Genomic DNA, 16,476 nt, shown 5'->3' with positions numbered 1-16,476 from the left:
GTTCATCTTTGAGGAGACGCCATGCCGCTGCCGCTCGACCGACGCACGCTCCTGAAGGGCGCCGCGCTCTCCGGGCTGGGCGCCCTCGCCGTCGGCGCCTTCGAGGACACCGCCACCGCGGCCACGCTGCAAGGCTCGCTGCCCGCCACGGTCGACGTGGTGGTCGTCGGCGGCGGACTGTCCGGCCTGGTCGCCGCACGGCAGGTGGCTCGCGCCGGTCGCTCCGTCCTCGTGGTCGAGGCGCGGGACCGGGTCGGCGGCAGGCTGCTCAACCACCAGCTCGCCTCCGGCGCGGTCGTGGAGGCCGGAGGGGCGTTCGTCGGGCCGACGCAGGACCACATCCTCGCCCTGGCCGCGGAGCTCGGGGTCGCGACCTTCCCGGAGTACGCGCAGGGCAAGAACGTCTACATCTCCCACCTGCTCGGCCGGGCGGTGCGCCAGACCTACACCGGCACGGTGCCGCCGGACCCGACCGTCCTGCTCGACGCGGCCCTGCTGCTGCAGGAGCTGGACGGCTACGCGGCCCAGATCGACGTCGCCGCCCCCTGGTCGCACCCCAAGGCGGCGACCTGGGACTCGATGACGCTCGCCCAGTACATCCGCACGCACACGGTGAACTCCGCCGGCATCGAGAACCTCATCGGGTGCTGGACGCAGCCCGGGTTCGGGGCCGACCCGGACCAGCTCTCGCTGCTGTTCGTCCTCCACTACCTGGCCTGCTCGGGCGACGAGGCCAACCCCGGCACGTTCGAGCGGAACTCCGGCACCGTCGGCGGCGCCCAGGAGCGGCGCTTCGTGGGCGGGTCGCAGCTGGTCCCCCTCCGGCTGGCCGAGGAGCTCGGCGACCGGGTCGCCCTCGCGGCCGCGGCGTACCGGATCGAGCAGAGCGACACGGGCGCGGTGGTGCGCACCGAGCGCGGGTCGGTGCGCTGTGACCGGGTGATCGTCGCTGCGCCGCCTCCGCTCGTGCTCGGCATCGACTGGTACCCCCAGCTGCCGGTCCGCCGGCACGCCCTCCTGTCCCAGATGCCGATGGGCCAGCTGATGAAGTGCGACGCGGTCTACGAGCGCCCGTTCTGGCGCGACGCGGGGTTGAGCGGTTCGGCCCTGAGCGACCGCGGGGCGACGCGGACGGTCTTCGACAACTCCCCCGCCGACGGGAGCCCCGGCGTGCTGCTCGCGTTCGTCGGAGGGGCGACCCTGCGCACGTACGACGCGATGTCCGCCGACGACCGCCGCCGGAACGTGCTCGCCGGGTTCGCGGAGATGTTCGGCGCGCAGGCACTGGACCCGATCGAGTACACCGAGCACGACTGGACCACCGAGCGCTGGACCGGCGGCGGCCCGGTGCCGATCATGGGGCCGGGCACCCTGTCCACCTTCGGCTCGGCGATCCGCGAGCCGTTCCACCGGGTGCACTGGGCCGGCACGGAGACCTCGACGTACTGGACCGGCTACATGGATGGCGCGGTCCGCGCCGGCGAGCGGGCGGCGGGTGAGATCCTGTCTCGCGCCTGACCGATTTATGCCGATTTGGTGATAGTTCTTCCTTTTTGCCGCGCCATGCCGCACCATTACGGCCTAGGGACGCGCTCGCGTCCCGCCGTTCAGCAAGCAGGTCAGCCATGCGCCAACAGCCGATCGGCCCGGACAACCCGGGCCTCAGTCGTTTCCTCGCCGCACGCTTCCTGCTGATCGTGGTGCTCGGGTTCTACGTCGGCGGGGGCGCCATCGCGGTCCTGTACTACGGGTACGGGATCAACCCGCTCAAGTGACCTGACCTCGTGGCAGGCGCTCAGTGGCGCCACTCCCGCCGGTCGGGAGGCGCCGAACCCGCCGGCCGCAGGTAGGCGACCGGGCGCCACCCCTGCCGGACCATCGAGGCGTGACCGACGCCCGTGCTGTAGGTCTCGACGGTCACCACCCACGCCTCCCACCCGGAGGACGTCTGCCGCCAGTCCAGCACCAGACCCGGCAGCGGCGGCCGCGGGCCGTCGAGGTCCAGCTTGACCCAGACGTGGAAGACCCGGGCCGGAGCGTCGGGAGCCTGGTGGAAGGACTGCACGAGGGCAGGATAGAACACCTGTTCGAGTACGGTGAACGGGCAGCGGGTCGATCACTTCGGCGGCAGCGAGCGTGCGAACGCCAGGCCCACGTCGACCCAGTGGCGCAGCGCGCCGTCGTCGTCGACGACCTCCTGCCCCACCCGCAGCCAGCCGTCCATCTCGCGACCGCGCATCTCCATGCGCGACACCCCGGGACGCTGGACGAGCTCGTCCGACTCGGCGGGGTCGCAGCGCAGCAGCAGCCCGCCCTGACCGCTCGCTGCGACCGCCATGTTGCCGCGCACCAGGAAGGCCAGGCCGCCGAACATGCGCTTCTCGCTGAGGCCCGGCTCGCCCTCGACGGCCTCGCGGATGCGGTCAGCCAGCTCCTCGTCGTACGCCATCGGGCCAGTATGGAACGGCGCACCGACAGATCCAGGGGTGTGCCCCGCCTCACCTGTCCCTGCCGCATGGCGGGACCCGCGGGCGGGTAGTGAAATCACAGACCCGGGGCCGGCTGCAGACGGCTCTCACGGGGGTTGAGGTCCGCCGCGTCCAGCCAGAGGCGCGGCGGACCGCTCGTGCTCAGGCCTCCGGGGCGCCGGTCTCCCCGACCAGCTCCTCGGCGACCACGCGCAGCTTGACGTTGCGCGCCTGCGAGACGCGGGCGAGGAAGGCGAACGCACGTTCCTCGCTGAGCCCGTAGCGCTCCATGGCGATGCCGACGGCCCGTCCGATGAGCTGTCGGGTCTTCATGGCCTGCTGGAGGTTCTGGATCTCGCGGGCGTAGTCGAGGGCCATCGCCGACTGGTGCGCGAACAGCTGGCCGACCACACTGAGGTCGGTGAAGCTGCCGACGTCTCGTGAGTACAGGTTGAGCGCGCCCTGAGCGGCCTCGTTCGGGGTGTCGAAGAGGCGGATGCCCGCCTGCGCCCGGATGCCGGCCTCGACCGCCACGGCCGCGTACCGCGGGAACCGCTCGTCGGCCGCGAGGTGCGGCGACACGACGTACGCCGCGTCGGTCGCGGCCTCGTAGCACGGCCCTTCCCGGAACTCGTACTGCGCCGCATCGAGACCGAGCAGCATCGGGTCGGAGGGCGCAGCGGTGGAGAGGTGGCCGTCGGCGTGCCGCACCGTGATGCTCGCGTAGTGCACCCCGGGCAGCACCTCGACCGCCGCGGCCGTGATCCGGTCCAGCGTGTGGTCGAGGTCTCCGGGAGTCAGGGACTCCGAGAGCCGCCTGAGCACCTCGAGGGCGTGTTGGTCGCTCATCCCCTGCCGGTACCCACCTTGGCGCCGATCAGCACCTCTGCGAACGCGTGCCACTCGTCACGGGAACCGTTGTCGGCGCGGGCCAGGGCGCTGACGGTGTGGGCCTCGTATCCCGAGGGCGGCAGCTCCTCGGCGATCCGGCGCGCGACCTGCACGGCCTCCTCCTCGCTCGAGAAGTGGCTGACCGAGCTCGCGCGCAACAGCACGGTGCCCCCCGGCTGCTTGGCGACGTCCCAGTAGTGGATGACGCCTTCGCATGCGGCGACCGCGTGCAGCACGTCGATCATCAACCGGCTCGCGCGCCGCGTCCCGCGGCGTGGCTCTTCGGGCACGCCAAGGCCCCTCTTGACCGAAGTCTGCGAGCCCCTGCTTGACCCGCGCACATGCTAGCCGGGCCGCTCCAGCGACCCACGGCGACCTACCGCCTGCTGGGCGGGATCGCGGGGCCGAGGCCTCCTCAGCACCAGGCCAGCCCGGAGAAACGCGAGGCACCATGTCGATCGGGGTCGAGGTCGATCGTTCCTCTGCCTGACGGATCCGGATCGAGGACAGGTGGTGGCACGGATGAGAGATCCTCGTGTGCTGGTGGACGGCAGAGGTCTGGTCGAGTCGCCCCGGTGGCACCTCGGCCGGTGGTACGTCTCCGACTGGTCGGCCGGCGAGGTGCTCGCGGTCACGCCGGACGGCGAGGTCGAGGTGGCCGCTCGCGTCGACTCGTTGCCGTTGTGCACCGCGTGGCACCCCGAAGGGCGGATGCTGATCGTGTCCTCGCGGGAGGGCAAGGTGCTCGCGCTGGAGCGCGACGGCTCGTTGACGACGTACGCCGACCTCGGCAAGCCCGGCTGGAACGACGTCGTGGTGGACGGGCGTGGCAACTGCTACGTCAACGGGGCGGGGTTCGACCCGATGTCCGGCGAGGAGTTCCGTCCCGGCGGGATCGTGCTCGTCCGCCCGACGGGAGCGGTGGTCGAGGTCGCCGCTGACGTCGCCTTTCCCAACGGCATGGCTGTGACACCCGACAACGGCACGCTGATCGTCGCCGACTCCTACCGGCACGAGCTCGTCGCGTTCGACATCGGCGCGGACGGCGTCCTGTCCGCGCGCCGTACCTGGGCCGACCTCGGCGACGGGACGCCGGACGGGATCTGCATCGACGCCGAGGGTGCCGTCTGGTACGCCGACGTCCCCCACCGCGTCTGTGCCCGGGTCGCCGAGGGTGGCGCCGTCCTGGAGAGGGTCGAGGTCGACCGGGGCGCGTTCGCATGTGCTCTCGGCGGACCCGACGGTCGCACGTTGTGCGTGGTGACCGCCGAGTGGCGGGGCATGTCCGAGCTGGTCGGTCCCGGGAGCGGTCAGGTGCTCACCGTCGACGTCGACGTGCCGGGAGCCGGCTGGCCGTGAGCCACCGAGCATGCCGGCCCTGCTCAGCGCTCAGGCGAGCATCCTGGCCACGTGGGCGATGAGCTCGACCACGGCGCGACCGTCGCGGCCGTCAGTGTCCAGGTCGGGGTTGTAGACGGACACGCGAGCATCCGGACCCGGGCTGAGAACGGCATGTCCTCTGTCTCGTTGGGTATCGACCCAGGCACGGCGGACTCCCGGGGCCGCCGTAGGGGGTTGCGGCGTGCGTCGTTTCACGGGCCGAGGCAAGGACCCACAGCAGGAACTGGTGATCGAGATCGCCTCGAAGCTCTGGTACGACGGCGACGCTCTGTACGTGATCCACCCGACCAGGCACCAGCAACTCGTCGATCTCCAGTGGGCGGCGCACCGAGCCGGAAGCCTGCTCGGCGTCCGCGTCGAGGTGCAGGTCACCCCGATGGGAAGGGCCGATCCGAGGGCCACGGTGTCCATCACGTTCGAAGACCCCGACGGTCGCGTACGCGAGGGGGCCGAAGAGGGCCTGGAAGAGCTTCTCCGCGAAACCCGGGACCAGCAGCACTAGATCCGATCAGTCGCCGGTACGGGCGCTGTTCGTCGCCTATGCGAGGTGCGCACGTCGAGCCCGCCAGTGGGCGGGCGCCTCACCGCGCTCGCGCTTGAAAGCTCGGCTGAACGCCTCCTCCGACCGGTACCCGACGCGCCGGGCGACGTCGTAGACCGTGAGGTCGGTGCTGCCGAGCAGGTCCTCGGCCAGGTGCATGCGCCACCCGGTGAGATAGCGGATCGGAGACTGGTGCAGTACCTGGCGGAACCGGTCGTCAAGCACCGAGCGCGACACCGCGGTACGCCGGGCGAGCTCGGTGACGGTCCAGGGATGCTCGGGTGCTCCGTGGATGACCGACAGCGCAGGTGCCAGCACCGGGTCGCGAAGAGCCGCGAGCCAGCCGCGGTCGCTCGACGGCGCCGTGGACAGGTGCGCACGGAGCACCTCCATGAGGACAAGCTCGGGCAGCCGGGTGGAGAGCACCGTGGGGCTCCGGTTCGACGGGGCAGCCGCCTCCACGGCGTAGGCGACACTCGCCCGCACCCAGCTCGCGGCAGGTCCGTCGGGCAGGCGGACCACGAAGACAGGAGGGAGAGCCTTCATCGCCGGATCGAAGAGGGGGTGCTCGGAGTGCAGGTAACCGCACACGACGTCGGTACGCTCGCCGCCGCCGCCTTGACGCACCACCGGGATGTCGTCCCACGGCGGAGGCTGCGGCAGGTCCAGCAACGTGGGCGCATCGACAGGCGTGCGGCCACCCAGCACGTAGCGGTCGCCGTACGGCATCACGATCACGTCGCCCTCCGACGCCCAGTGCCGGACGCCGTCGTCGACCGCCACCCAGCACGAGCCGGCCGCGACGATGTGGAAGAGGATCATCCGATCGGCATGCGGCGTGAGGGCTGCGGCGAACGCCAACGGAGCCGATTCGAAGGCGAACTCGTCGGTGAACTCGGCCCGGAAGAAGATGGCACCCTCGAGGCGGAGCTGCTCGAGGGTGGAGTCGAGTGCGGTCGTCGGCAGACTCTCGGTCAGGTCGTCCACGCGCTCACCCATCGCAGGTTCGGTGTCCCTGCTAGCCGAAGCGGTTGCCCGGTCATGGGCCGTCCGAGAGTTCGTCAGCAGACTCGGTGGAACCACTATTCCACCGAATGAAGGACTGACATGACTGCATTTCCGCCCCTCAACCACGTCGCTCTGACCGTGCGCGACCTGACCGTGAGCGGCCCGTGGTACGGCGCGCTGTTCGGTGCCGAACCAGCGATCGACGAGGACACCGACCCCGACCTGCACCACACCGTGTGGGTCGTCGGCACCGGCACCCTGATCGGCCTGCACCAGCACGGCACTGCCGCCCCGGCCGAGGCCTTCAGCGAGTTCCGCGTCGGCCTCGACCACGTCGCGTTCGGCGTCGCGGACCGCAGCGAGCTCGAGAAGTGGGCTGCACGCCTCGACGAGCTCGGCATCGAGCACGGCGCCGTGAAAGACGCCTCTTACGGGTCCGGGGTGTCGTTCCGTGATCCCGACGGCATCGCCCTCGAGTTCTTCGCGCCGCCCGCATGATCCGTCCCGTCAAGACCACAGGAGCACCAGTGAAGCACCTCAGGAAGATCATGGCCGCCGGCCTGCTGGCCCTAACCCTCGCCGCCGCGACGATCGGCGGGGTCGCGGTCGCGAGCGGCGTACCGAGCGGCCAGCGGGTCCTCGGCCAGAGCGTGGTCGAGCCGGTGTACGACGCCGACAACGCCGGGGCGATCGGGTTCATCAGCACCCCGCAGCACGCCGGGCTGCACAGCGACGCCGAGGCGCAGGCGCCGCTGTACCTGCCGGTCTACCCGACCGGCTCGACCGTCGGTCAGCTCATCTGCCCGCACACGCCGGTGGACACCTGCCCCGACCACGGGCCCGGTATCGCCGGAGTCGCCCAAGCCATGGAGCCTGGCGTCTACGGAGCCGGGGTCATCGGGCACGACCACGTGGCGCAGCTGCGCGGGGCAGGCTTCCACGTCGCGCTCGAGCCCATCGTCGTGCTGTTCACGTCCAGGGCCGCCGCCGACGAGCACCTGACCACGCGGGCAGCGATCGATGCAGCCATCACCCGAGGGGACGCGATCGCGGTGCCGCTCGAGGCCGCGGCGCTCCACGGAGAGCAGGTGAGTCACCGGGTCTGGAACCTGGCGAACCCGGTGCAGTGACGCAGGCGCGGCCCGCCGAGCCGAGGGCGGGCCGCGCAGCCACTCCGTCAGGCAGGCAGCGCCAGGTTGCGCCGTCGCAGCACCAGTAGCCCGGCCACGGCGAGGCCCAGGGCGATCGCGCTCAGGGCCAGTACCGGTCCGGCCGTGACGTCCACGGCGGGCGCCTGCGGGCTGTGGGTGAACGGCGACAGGTCCTGGACGACCTGCGGCAGCTTCAGGCTCGGTCCGAACATGGGACCCGCGACGAACATGAAGAGCATCAGCGCCCAGCTGACCGGGACCGACCAGCGTGGCAGCACACAGCCGACGGCCACCACGGCGGCGCCGACCACCAGGACTCCGGGTATCTGCACCAGGCCTGCCCACACGAGGTCGACGACCTGTCGGCCGGTACCGCCGAGCACCTGTCCGGTGGTCAGGCCCATGCTGACCGCGAACAGCACCATGAGGGCCACCGCTCCGAGGACGGCATTGACCACGTGGCCCCACAGCCAGCCCGCCCGGGTGACCCCGGAGGCCAGCACGGACTCCAGCGTGCCGCCGGTCTCGTCGACCCGCATCCGCAGCAGCACCTGGACCACGTAGATGGCCACGAACATGCCGGCCATCTGGATGATCGAGACCTGGTAGGCGTCGACGACCTGGTCGGTGCCGCCCGTCTGCGTCCACCAGTCCTTGGCGTGGCCGGTGAGACCCTGGATCTGCTCGGTGAGGTTGCCGAAGATCAGGCCGAACATCGTCAGGACCGTGGCCCAGCCGAGGAACGCGCCGCGCTGGAGCCGCCAGGTCAGCCCGACCGGGCTGAGCAGGGTACGAGCAGCGGCGGGGTGGCCGCGACGCTCGGGCCACAGGCCGCGGCCGACGTCGCGACGGGACTCGAGCAGGACGGCAACGATCAGCATGACCACGAGGGCGAGGACCGCGAGGAGCAAGGGGGCCCAGTGGGCGCCCCCGAACGGTCGGGTCTGCTGACCCCAGCCGATCGGCGAGAGCCACGCCGGCCAATCGCTGGTCACCCGCATACCGGTCCTGTCCACGGTGCCCGCCATGTTGCCGATTCCGGAGAGCAGGAAGGCGATGGCGAGGGCGCCAGCGGCCATGCCGGAGGCGCCCCGGGTGGTCGAGGACAGCTGGCAGGTGACAGCGGCGACGCCGACCCAGACCAGACCGACCGCGGCCACCGAGGCGCCGGCCAGGAACGCTCCCTCGACGGGCTGTCCGGCGACCAGGATCGCGACACCGAGGACCCCGGCGAGGACGAGGTCGGCGGCCACGGCGACCAGGACGCCTGCGGTGAGGCCGGCGTACCGGCCGACCACGGTGGAGTCGAGCATCTCGGCGCGGCCGAGCTCCTCGTTCTGACGCGTGTGCCGGATGATGGCGAAGGTGCTCATCAGCGCGGCGAGCACGGCCAGGGTCACGAACTCTCGGTGCAGCATGTACCCGCCCGCGGAGGGGCCGGAGGTCAGCCCGAGCAGGCGCATGCCGGTGTTGGTCGCCACCATTCGGGTCTCCCGCACGAGGTCCTCGTGCAGGGCCAGGCTGGTGGTGAACATCGCTGTGGTCGCCGCGACGAACAGCCCGAGCCCGACGCACCACGCGCCGAGGGTGTACCGGTCTCGGCGTGCGGCGAGGCGGGTGAGACGCACGGTGCCTGCGAAGTCGGCTCTGGTGAGGATGCGCATCGCGATCACACCGCCTGGAGGGTCGCCGACCGGTCGAGCTGGTCACCGTAGTGGCGCAGGAACAGCTCCTCCAGAGTCGGGGGCGTGCTGACGAGGCTCTGGACGTCGTACCGGACCAGTGTCTCGAGCACCGTGTTCAGGTCGCCCGGGTCGACGCTGAACCGGGCCTTGTTCTCCTCGACGGCCAGGTCGTGCACCGCGGCGAGAGCCGCCAGGTCTTCGGGCGGTCGGGTCGTCTCGACCTCCACGGTGGTGCGGGTGAGGTGCCGCAGCTCGGCGAAGGTCCCGGTCTCGGCGGCGCGCCCGTTGCGGATGATCGTGACCCGGTCGCACAGGGCCTCGACCTCGGAGAGGATGTGGCTCGACAGCAGCACCGTGCGCCCGCGGTCGCGCGCCGCCCGCACGACGTCCTGGAACACCGTCTCCATCAGGGGGTCCAGACCCGAGGTCGGCTCGTCCAGAAGGTAGAGCTCGACGTCCGAGGCGAACGCCGCCACCAGCGCGACCTTCTGCCGGTTCCCCTTGGAGTAGGACCGGATCTGCTTGGTGGGGTCGAGCTCGAACTGCTCGAGGAGCGCCGTACGGCGTGCGGGCACCAGGCCGCCACGCAGGTCAGCCAGCAGGTCGATCACCTCGCCCCCGGTGAGGTTCGGCCACAGGTTCACCTCGCCCGGAACATAGGCCAGCCGACGGTGCAGGGCCGCAGTGTCGCGCCAGGGGTTGCCGCCGAGGAGGGTCACCCCGCCGCCGGAGGGGTGCAGCATCCCGAGCAGGATGCGCATCGTCGTCGTCTTCCCGGCTCCGTTCGGGCCGAGGAAGCCGTGGACCTCCCCGGTGAGGACCTTGAGGTCGAGGCCGTCCAGCGCCCTCGTGGAACCGAAGTCCTTGACCAGGCCGCGAGCAGCGATCGCGGAGGTGCGATCGGTCGTGTCGACGTTCGGGCCACTGCTCATCTCTTCACCTCTTCCTCACCTGCCGCAGACGTTGCACACCGGTCGAGTGATCCGTTGGTACGCGAATGCGGCAACACCCAGCCCCAGCCCCCAGGTCAGGTAGGCCGGCACGGCGAGCCAGAAGAACCACAACGGATACCCGTCGAAGCCCTGGTCCCAGGTGCCGGTCAGGGTCTGGCCGGCCAGCTTCACGATCGAGATCCCGAAGTAGGCGGTCATGCCCACACCCAGGCTTGCCGCGGGAGCCAGCACCCACCAGCGCGCCACGCGTCGACCTGCCAGGACCGGCAGCCACCCGGGGAACACACGACCCCAGCGACAGACCAGCGCCAGTGGCAACACCGTCCCGGCCAGGAGGAATCCCACCTCGAACATCAGCGCCGGAGCACCGCCCTCCAGCAGCTCGCTGCCGAACCCCACGGCGAGCTGCGCCAGCAGCCGCACCACGCAGCCGGCAACCGCGGCCCACACCGCCACCCACGCCCAGCGCGGCGGCCGCGTCAGGCGGACCGTTCCCGGAGTGCTGCCGCACACGAGGCAGGCGTCGTGCCAATGACGCTGGTAGGACAGCACGTTCGTGCCGACCAGCGCAGCGCCGGAGAGGCACGCCACGCGGCTGGCAAACGCAGCCAGGGACACCTTCACGCCGACACCGGGCAAGAGCAGGCCAACGACGTCCAGCAGCACCACCCCGCTCGCCACCGCCAGGGCGATTGCCACCGCCCAGGCCGCCAGGGCAAGCGCGAGCGACCACCCGGAGCGCTCGAGCGCAACCACGACCACTGCCGCGGCGGCACACAGCCCGACCGCCCACCAGCCGGTGAACCCGATGAGGTCGCTGTCGACCGGGGGCGGGGACGGGGCACCCGTCAGGGCCCAGACGGCACGCAACGATCCGTAGCACAAGGCCCAGGCAAGAGCAGCGGGGAGCGCCCACCGCCTCCAGCCCGGCAACCTCATCTGCCCCAGCAGCAATCGCTCGGGCACCAACCTGTCGGGCACGACCTGCGTCATCACGCTCACCCGCATCCGTCGACGAGGCCACTGTCCCTCGTGCCGGCACCTTGTCCCAGAGTCGAAGGGCACCAGATCGCATGCCGACGGGCACCGCACGCAGGAAGCGGTCCGCCCCGTTCCGGCGCCTGGGACCGTCGGGGCGGCGCCGGCGCGAACTAGGATCGACGGATGACGCACCGGGATGTCCCGGACGGCCTCGACGCCGAGACGAGCCGGCGGATCCTGCGGACGTTCCTCGTGGTGCGCATCGTCCGCGGCACTGTCCTGCTGCTCTTCCTCGTGGTCGGGATGGTGGGGGTAGAGGCGAGGGGCTGGCCGACCGGTGTGGCCGCCGTCATCGCGCTCGCGATGGTGGTGCAGGTAGGTGCCGTCGTGGTCTGGTGCGCGCGGTATGCACGCTCGGGCGAGCACTCCGGCCCCGGTGCGGGACCGTCGCCGTCAGCGTGACTCTGCGTTCCTCAGCACCGACTGGAACTGTCGCCCGAGGACGCGCGCTCCGACGATCGGGATCAACGCTCCGACGAGCTTGCCGCGCCACGACTTGGGTGTGCGGGTCAGCGTCACGTGCACGTCGGTCCCTCCGTCGGTCGGCGTGAGCTGATAACGCCAGCCGCTGCCCGGCCCCCACAGGTTCGAGTCGACGGTGTCGATCGAGACGGTGGCCGCGACGGAGTCCCAGGTGTATCGCTCTCGCTCCCAGCCCATCGCGGTGCCTTCGGTGACGTCGGCCCAGTCGGTGCCCAGCTCGTGCACCGTGAAGTGCGCCTCGTCGACGTTCGGCCAGTGCTTGGCTCGGTCGGGCCCGAAGTCGGTCAGCAGACCCAACACGTCGGCCTGGGACATGCTCGTGTGGACCGTGAACCTTGTTGTCGGCATCGTGCGTCCTTCGTGTCGGTGGGCTGAGTCTCCACCTTCTCGAGGTGATGATCCACCTGCGCTGGTAGGGCGGGTGGTGCTCGAGCCCCCGACCCAAGGATCATGAGGCCGATCCGAGCGGACGGAGACGACCCCCACCAGACGGAATCCGCCTAGAAACAAGGGCATTCCGTCTGGTGGGGGTCGTCGTTTTCGAGTGGTTCTCAGTCCGCGTGCGGACTGATTGCGGACTCCTCCCACCTCTCCCCCGTCCCCGACAGCCAGCTCGACCAGGGCGCCGGTCGACGGGTCAAGGCTCGAGCTTGCTCGATCGCGTAGCGACGCGAATGCGGCCTTGACGCGTCGGTCGGCGGCCGGACAATCGGGTCGTCGGGGACGGGCTCGCTCATGCCCACGTCTCCTTCCGATGCGGCGAGGACGGCGCGCCAGCGCCGCCCGCAGCCGCTCCGCCGGCGGAGCCGGCGGAGCTGGCGGAGCTGGCGGCTTGACGAAGTGGAGGAACTCGTCACGAGCCAGGATCCGGTCTGGGAAAGCGCGCCTCGGCGGCACGACGGCACACCATCGAGATGGCTTGGGAGATCGCGTCCTTCGGACGGCGAATACCTGTGTGTCCCGTGCTCGAGGCGAGTCGCCCACGGGCGGGAGTCGATCCGCGACCGGAGACCTTGTGGCGCGCGCCCGTAAATGGCTGAGGCGTCGCCCTCGCGACGACAGCTCGCTCCGACCTACGCGCCGGCTGCGTTCGCCTCAGAGCAGGAGGCCCACCTACCGTTTCGGCCTCCCGGTGCTGCGCCGAGGCCGGCCACCGTCGCGTCGACCGGCCTCGGCTGGAACCTGTGCTGTTGAAGCGCGTCAGGGAGTGGGGCCTTCGGCCCGCCCGCGCCGACCCATGCCACGAGCTCGGCGATCGTTTGGCGCGTCACGACTCGCCCGAACCAGTACGGCCCTGGTGAGACCACGACGACGTTGGAGCGGTCGCAGGCAAGCAGGCAGCTGGTCACGCTCACCTCGGCCAGACCGCGGGTTCCTTCGACGAGGTCGTTCAGCAGAGCATCGTGGTCGACATCGGGATGCTTCTCGGGTGTGCCACAACAGCAGTCGTGACACACCCGGATCCGCACCGTCACGCGGTCAGCTGCGGAACTCGCTGAGGCCGCAGGGTGCGGGCGTCCACGAGGAGTCCGAAGACCACGCCGACGACGAGCCACATCATCGAGAGCTGGGCGAGCGAGGCCAGCCGGAAGTCCCAGAGCAGCCCGGCCGGTACGTCGGCGGGCACAGCGTCGGGTGAGTCTGGGAGCAGCAACAGGGCGCCACCAGCCCAGATGACTCCGACGACGATGTCGAGCGCCTGGCGCACCGGGTCGGTGGCCCGTCGGCGCAGACGACGGTCGACCGCACTCACTGCCCCGACGCCGAGCAGGCCGACCAGCAGCGTCAGCACGTAGATCAGCGTGCGCTCGTTGACGGTCTCGTGGTCCCCTACGCCCGGCGGGTTGGCCGGGATGTGCAGGGCGGGCAGGAGCGTGAGCACGGCGAAGCCGGTGACCGCGAGGACCAGCGCACGGCCGAGGTCCGTCGTACCGGGGATGCGATCGCGCAACCGGACGAAGACCACGGTGAACACGACGCCGAAGATCACGCCGACGACGATCGCGGTGACGCCGCCGGCCCCGAACTGGGCAGTGCGCGTCACCAACGGCACCTCATGCTCGTGGTGGCGGGCGGCGCGGGCGTCCTCGACGAGCAGGGCGCGGCGGATGACAGGTTCGACGACGAGCCACTCCACCAGGGCAGCGGAGAATCCCCCGGCAGCCCCGGCAGCGGCCCCTCGCCTCAAGAAGGCGGGGAAGGTCATCGGCTCAGTGGCAGGGCACGCCGAGCGCGTGACGGGCGTCGTGGGTGAGCTCGTGCAGGTACATCGCCTTGTCGGCGCTGAGCAGTGCGCCGTTCTCCTGGGTGAGCAGGTACAGCACGAACACCGCGACGGCGGCGAGTGCCCAGGCCCAGGCGGGCACGTGCGTGACGGGGGTGGTGGCGGATGCCGGGGAGATGTCGGCCATGAGATGACCCTTCCTTCCATGCCTCGTGGACAGATCGCGTCATAGCCGGTCTCCTGGCTTCCGGATCGACACCCGTCTCCCGTCTTCCCGGCACCTTGCGGTGCCAGTGACATGGGTGGGAGGGGGCTCCCCGGTCACAGTGGCGAGGACCACGCCGGAATTTCACCGGCTTCCCGTGCACTACGACGTGGGCACACCCTTGCACATTCCGGCACCAGGGTGGCGGCAGGGGCCGGAGTGTCCCAGGGTGCGAGAGACAGGCGATGGACCGAGGCGTTCGACGGAACCTCGGTGCCGAGCAGGCTCGCGATCACGTCGCCGTGCGTGACGAGTACGACGACCCCGATCTGATCGCCGAGCTGCCGCGGCAGGCCTTCCACCCGCTCGCGCACGTCGCAGACCGACTCACCGCCGGCGAGGCGTTCGTGGGGCGCGAGGGTGTGCGCCTGTGCTTCGGCGGCACATCGGGAGCGGCCCTGCCACGCGTCCCAGTGGCGCTCGCGGAGCAGCGGCGTCGGCTCCGGGGTGATCCCCACGGTGATGCCGAGGACGGCCGCCGTCTGGGTCGCGCGCCGCAGTCCGAGGTCAGGATCCGGGTCACCTCGAGCGGCCCGAGGGTGGCGGCCAGCGCCCGGGCCTGGGCACGGCCGCGCCGGGTCAGGCGCGGGTGGGCGGTCTGGCCCTGGACCCGGCGGGAGCGGTTCCAGGTGGACTCGCCGTGCCGGACGAGCAGCAGCCCGCCCTCGGTACCGTCACGGAGACGTGCGACCGATGGTGCGGCGTACCTGCAGGGCGCTGAGCAACAAGCCCGAGGCCAAGGCTGCGCCGACGCCTTCCCCAGCGCGCAGTCGCACGTCGAGCAGCGGCTCGAGGCCGAGGTGCTCGAGCACGCGTTCGTGCGCGCGCTCCCGGCTGCGCTGGCCACCGACGAGGTAGGCCGCCGCACCTGGCTCCAGCCGGACCGCGACGAGGCCGGCGACGGAGGTGGCCAGGCCGTCGAGGACGGTGACCGCTCGCGCCTCCGCAGCGCCCAGCACGGCTCCCGCCAGCACGCAGAACTCCGGACCGCCCAGGGCCGCGAGCGCCTGCTCGGGGGTGAGTGGTCCCGAGCCGACACGGGCGAGCGCCTGCGCGACCACCGCGGTCTTGCGTTGCACCATGGCCGTGTCGGCGCCGGCGCCGAGGCCGACCGCTTCGTCGGGCGACAGCCCGAGAAGCCCCGCTGCAAGGGCCGCAGCGACCGTGGTGTTGCCGATGCCGACCTCGCCGAGTGCCAGCAGTACGTGCTCGGCCGCTGCCTCGGCACCGAGTGCGCGGCCCCACGCCAGCAGCCTGGCGACCTCCTCGGCAGGGAGGGGGTCGGTGTGCGCCAGGTCACCGGTGGCGGAGCCCGCGTCGACAGCCGCGAACGTCAGGCCGGCCGCACGCGCGGCAGCGGCGCCCGCGGACTGGCCGACGTCGGAGGCGGCGAGCACGTCGTCGGTGACGCTGGGTCCGTAGGCGGAGACGCCGTGAGCCACGACCGGATGCCGCCCGGCGACGAGCAGCAGTGTCCCGGCGAGAGCGCGGTCCGAACGAGCCGCCGCCGCGGCCTCGACCCGGTCGACGTACCGGTCGAGGATGCCGAGCGACCCCGGTGTGGTGAGCAGCGCATCGGCCCGGTCGCGGGCGCCGACGACCTCCCGGCTGTCGGGCGCGCGCAGGTGCGAGACCGGGGCCGCGGTGTCCTCGCTCCACCGCTCTCGGAGCACGACCTCGCCCACCGGCTGGCGACGGGACCAGCCGGCCCGTTCCAGGCCAGGCTCGGGCGGCCGCTCGTCGGGCCAGCCGAGGCAGAGCCAGCCGAGCGTGACCACGCCGTCGGGGACACCGACGAGCGCCTCGAGCTCGAGCGGGTCGAACAAGGTCACCCAGCCGACGCCGAGTCCCTCGGCGCGGGCGGCCAGCCAGAGGTTCTCGATCGCGCAGGCACACGACCACAGGTCCGCGTCGGGGAACGTCGCCCGCCCGAGCACTCCCTCCGCGGAGGTACGTCGGTCGCAGGTCACGACGATCCCCAGCGGTGCCTCCCGGATGCCCTCCAGCTGGAGGTCGAGCAGCCGCCGGGCCGCGTCCGGCTCGAGCTGGGCCGCCTGGCGGAGGCGCTGCTCGTCGGCCATCCGGGCGGCGCGCTCGCGGGTGCCGGGATCGGCGACGACGATGAATCGCCACGGCTGGCTGTGGCCCACCGACGGAGCGACGTGGGCCGCGGTGAGCACCCGGTCGAGGACGTCGTCCGGCACCGCGTCCGGCCGGTAGCGGCGGATGTCGCGCCGCTCCCGGAGCACGTCGTAGAACGCCTGCCGCTCGGCCTCGGGGAACGCCCACGCCCGGACCTCGGCAGCGCGCTCGGCCGCCGACGTCCGATCGCCGATCAGCGGGACAGGCCGGTTCCAGGTCATGA

At 71.5% G+C, this 16,476-nt stretch carries 19 protein-coding genes, 1 pseudogene and 1 riboswitch; of the genes and pseudogenes, 7 read left to right on the top strand and 13 right to left on the bottom strand.

Translation table 11 applies throughout. The features are described 5' to 3' along the window. Positions 1–21: 21 nt before the first annotated feature. Entirely contained in the window at positions 22–1,518 is a 1,497-nt protein-coding gene (locus EFL26_RS13505; protein WP_123223369.1) for a flavin monoamine oxidase family protein, read from the top strand. A gap of 107 nt (positions 1,519–1,625) precedes the next feature. Further along, positions 1,626–1,775 (top strand): hypothetical protein, encoded by a 150-nt coding sequence (locus EFL26_RS24245; protein WP_183408178.1) that lies wholly within the window; start codon positions 1,626–1,628, stop codon positions 1,773–1,775. Positions 1,776–1,795: 20 nt separating this feature from the next. Here EFL26_RS24245 and EFL26_RS13500 read toward each other — a convergent pair whose 3' ends face one another. The 4 genes from EFL26_RS13500 to EFL26_RS13485 form a co-directional block, all read right to left on the bottom strand. Then, positions 1,796–2,065: a hypothetical protein gene (locus EFL26_RS13500; protein WP_148046710.1), complete on the bottom strand. Its 270-nt coding sequence runs from the start codon at positions 2,063–2,065 to the stop codon at positions 1,796–1,798. 51 nt (positions 2,066–2,116) lie between these two features. Then, positions 2,117–2,449, bottom strand: a complete 333-nt coding sequence (locus EFL26_RS13495) for a TfoX/Sxy family protein (RefSeq protein ID WP_123223367.1) — start codon at positions 2,447–2,449, stop codon at positions 2,117–2,119. Positions 2,450–2,630: 181 nt separating this feature from the next. Next, the gene (locus tag EFL26_RS13490) at positions 2,631–3,317 is read right to left on the bottom strand and encodes a GAF and ANTAR domain-containing protein (RefSeq protein WP_123223366.1); all 687 of its coding nucleotides are present in this window, start codon (positions 3,315–3,317) and stop codon (positions 2,631–2,633) included. Continuing rightward, complete coding sequence (locus EFL26_RS13485; protein WP_148046709.1) at positions 3,314–3,649, bottom strand: longin-like domain-containing protein; 336 nt, start codon at positions 3,647–3,649, stop codon at positions 3,314–3,316. Before EFL26_RS13485 ends, EFL26_RS13490 begins: the two co-directional genes overlap by 4 nt. Before the next feature lie 232 nt (positions 3,650–3,881). Here EFL26_RS13485 and EFL26_RS13480 point away from each other — a divergent pair, with 232 nt between their 5' ends. Together EFL26_RS13480 and EFL26_RS13475 are read left to right on the top strand one after the other, a co-directional pair. Then, complete coding sequence (locus EFL26_RS13480; protein ID WP_123223364.1) at positions 3,882–4,718, top strand: SMP-30/gluconolactonase/LRE family protein; 837 nt, start codon at positions 3,882–3,884, stop codon at positions 4,716–4,718. A 268-nt stretch (positions 4,719–4,986) separates the two neighbouring features. After that, complete coding sequence (locus tag EFL26_RS13475; protein WP_123223363.1) at positions 4,987–5,262, top strand: hypothetical protein; 276 nt, start codon at positions 4,987–4,989, stop codon at positions 5,260–5,262. A gap of 36 nt (positions 5,263–5,298) precedes the next feature. Here the strand turns inward: EFL26_RS13475 and EFL26_RS13470 are convergent, their stop codons facing one another. Then, entirely contained in the window at positions 5,299–6,288 is a 990-nt protein-coding gene (locus EFL26_RS13470) for an AraC family transcriptional regulator (protein ID WP_246000177.1), read from the bottom strand. Between the two features lie 120 nt (positions 6,289–6,408). Here EFL26_RS13470 and EFL26_RS13465 point away from each other — a divergent pair, with 120 nt between their 5' ends. After that, positions 6,409–6,807: a VOC family protein gene (locus tag EFL26_RS13465; RefSeq protein WP_123223362.1), complete on the top strand. Its 399-nt coding sequence runs from the start codon at positions 6,409–6,411 to the stop codon at positions 6,805–6,807. 29 nt (positions 6,808–6,836) lie between these two features. Next, positions 6,837–7,439, top strand: coding sequence for a hypothetical protein (locus EFL26_RS13460; protein ID WP_123223361.1), 603 nt, complete (start codon positions 6,837–6,839; stop codon positions 7,437–7,439). Between the two features lie 47 nt (positions 7,440–7,486). Here the strand turns inward: EFL26_RS13460 and EFL26_RS13455 are convergent, their stop codons facing one another. The 3 genes from EFL26_RS13455 to EFL26_RS13445 are packed head-to-tail and all read right to left on the bottom strand — an operon-like array spanning position 7,487 to position 10,854. Continuing rightward, a complete protein-coding gene (locus EFL26_RS13455) occupies positions 7,487–9,124 on the bottom strand; it encodes an ABC transporter permease (protein ID WP_123223811.1) in 1,638 nt (545 codons plus the stop codon). A gap of 5 nt (positions 9,125–9,129) precedes the next feature. Next, the gene (locus tag EFL26_RS13450) at positions 9,130–10,077 is read right to left on the bottom strand and encodes an ABC transporter ATP-binding protein (protein ID WP_123223360.1); all 948 of its coding nucleotides are present in this window, start codon (positions 10,075–10,077) and stop codon (positions 9,130–9,132) included. Between the two features lie 15 nt (positions 10,078–10,092). Further along, positions 10,093–10,854 carry a hypothetical protein gene (locus tag EFL26_RS13445; protein WP_183408177.1) on the bottom strand — a complete coding sequence of 254 codons (762 nt, stop codon included), beginning with the start codon at positions 10,852–10,854 and terminating at the stop codon, positions 10,093–10,095. Positions 10,855–11,262: 408 nt separating this feature from the next. Between EFL26_RS13445 and EFL26_RS13440 the strand changes: the two genes are divergently transcribed. After that, entirely contained in the window at positions 11,263–11,541 is a 279-nt protein-coding gene (locus EFL26_RS13440) for a hypothetical protein (protein WP_123223358.1), read from the top strand. Here EFL26_RS13440 and EFL26_RS13435 read toward each other — a convergent pair. From EFL26_RS13435 to bluB, 5 genes and pseudogenes are all read right to left on the bottom strand, one after another. Continuing rightward, positions 11,533–11,970, bottom strand: coding sequence for an SRPBCC family protein (locus EFL26_RS13435; protein WP_123223357.1), 438 nt, complete (start codon positions 11,968–11,970; stop codon positions 11,533–11,535). The genes EFL26_RS13440 and EFL26_RS13435 overlap by 9 nt on opposite strands. Before the next feature lie 1,123 nt (positions 11,971–13,093). Continuing rightward, a complete protein-coding gene (locus EFL26_RS13425; RefSeq protein WP_123223356.1) occupies positions 13,094–13,828 on the bottom strand; it encodes a CbtA family protein in 735 nt (244 codons plus the stop codon). 4 nt (positions 13,829–13,832) lie between these two features. After that, a complete protein-coding gene (locus EFL26_RS13420) occupies positions 13,833–14,033 on the bottom strand; it encodes a CbtB domain-containing protein (protein ID WP_123223355.1) in 201 nt (66 codons plus the stop codon). Positions 14,034–14,059: 26 nt separating this feature from the next. After that, a riboswitch (cobalamin riboswitch) is annotated at positions 14,060–14,233 on the bottom strand. 105 nt (positions 14,234–14,338) lie between these two features. Next, positions 14,339–14,766: pseudogene (locus EFL26_RS25000) on the bottom strand (histidine phosphatase family protein); the annotation flags it as partial. 19 nt (positions 14,767–14,785) lie between these two features. Then, positions 14,786–16,474 (bottom strand): 5,6-dimethylbenzimidazole synthase, encoded by a 1,689-nt coding sequence (bluB, locus tag EFL26_RS13410; protein ID WP_123223353.1) that lies wholly within the window; start codon positions 16,472–16,474, stop codon positions 14,786–14,788. Positions 16,475–16,476: the final 2 nt, after the last annotated feature.

The sequence above is a fragment of the Nocardioides pocheonensis genome, from assembly GCF_003725535.1.
GTDB classification, from domain to species: domain Bacteria; phylum Actinomycetota; class Actinomycetes; order Propionibacteriales; family Nocardioidaceae; genus Marmoricola; species Marmoricola pocheonensis.
Note: the sequence above shows the minus strand (reverse complement) of the source record. Positions and strands in the feature narration are given on the sequence as shown.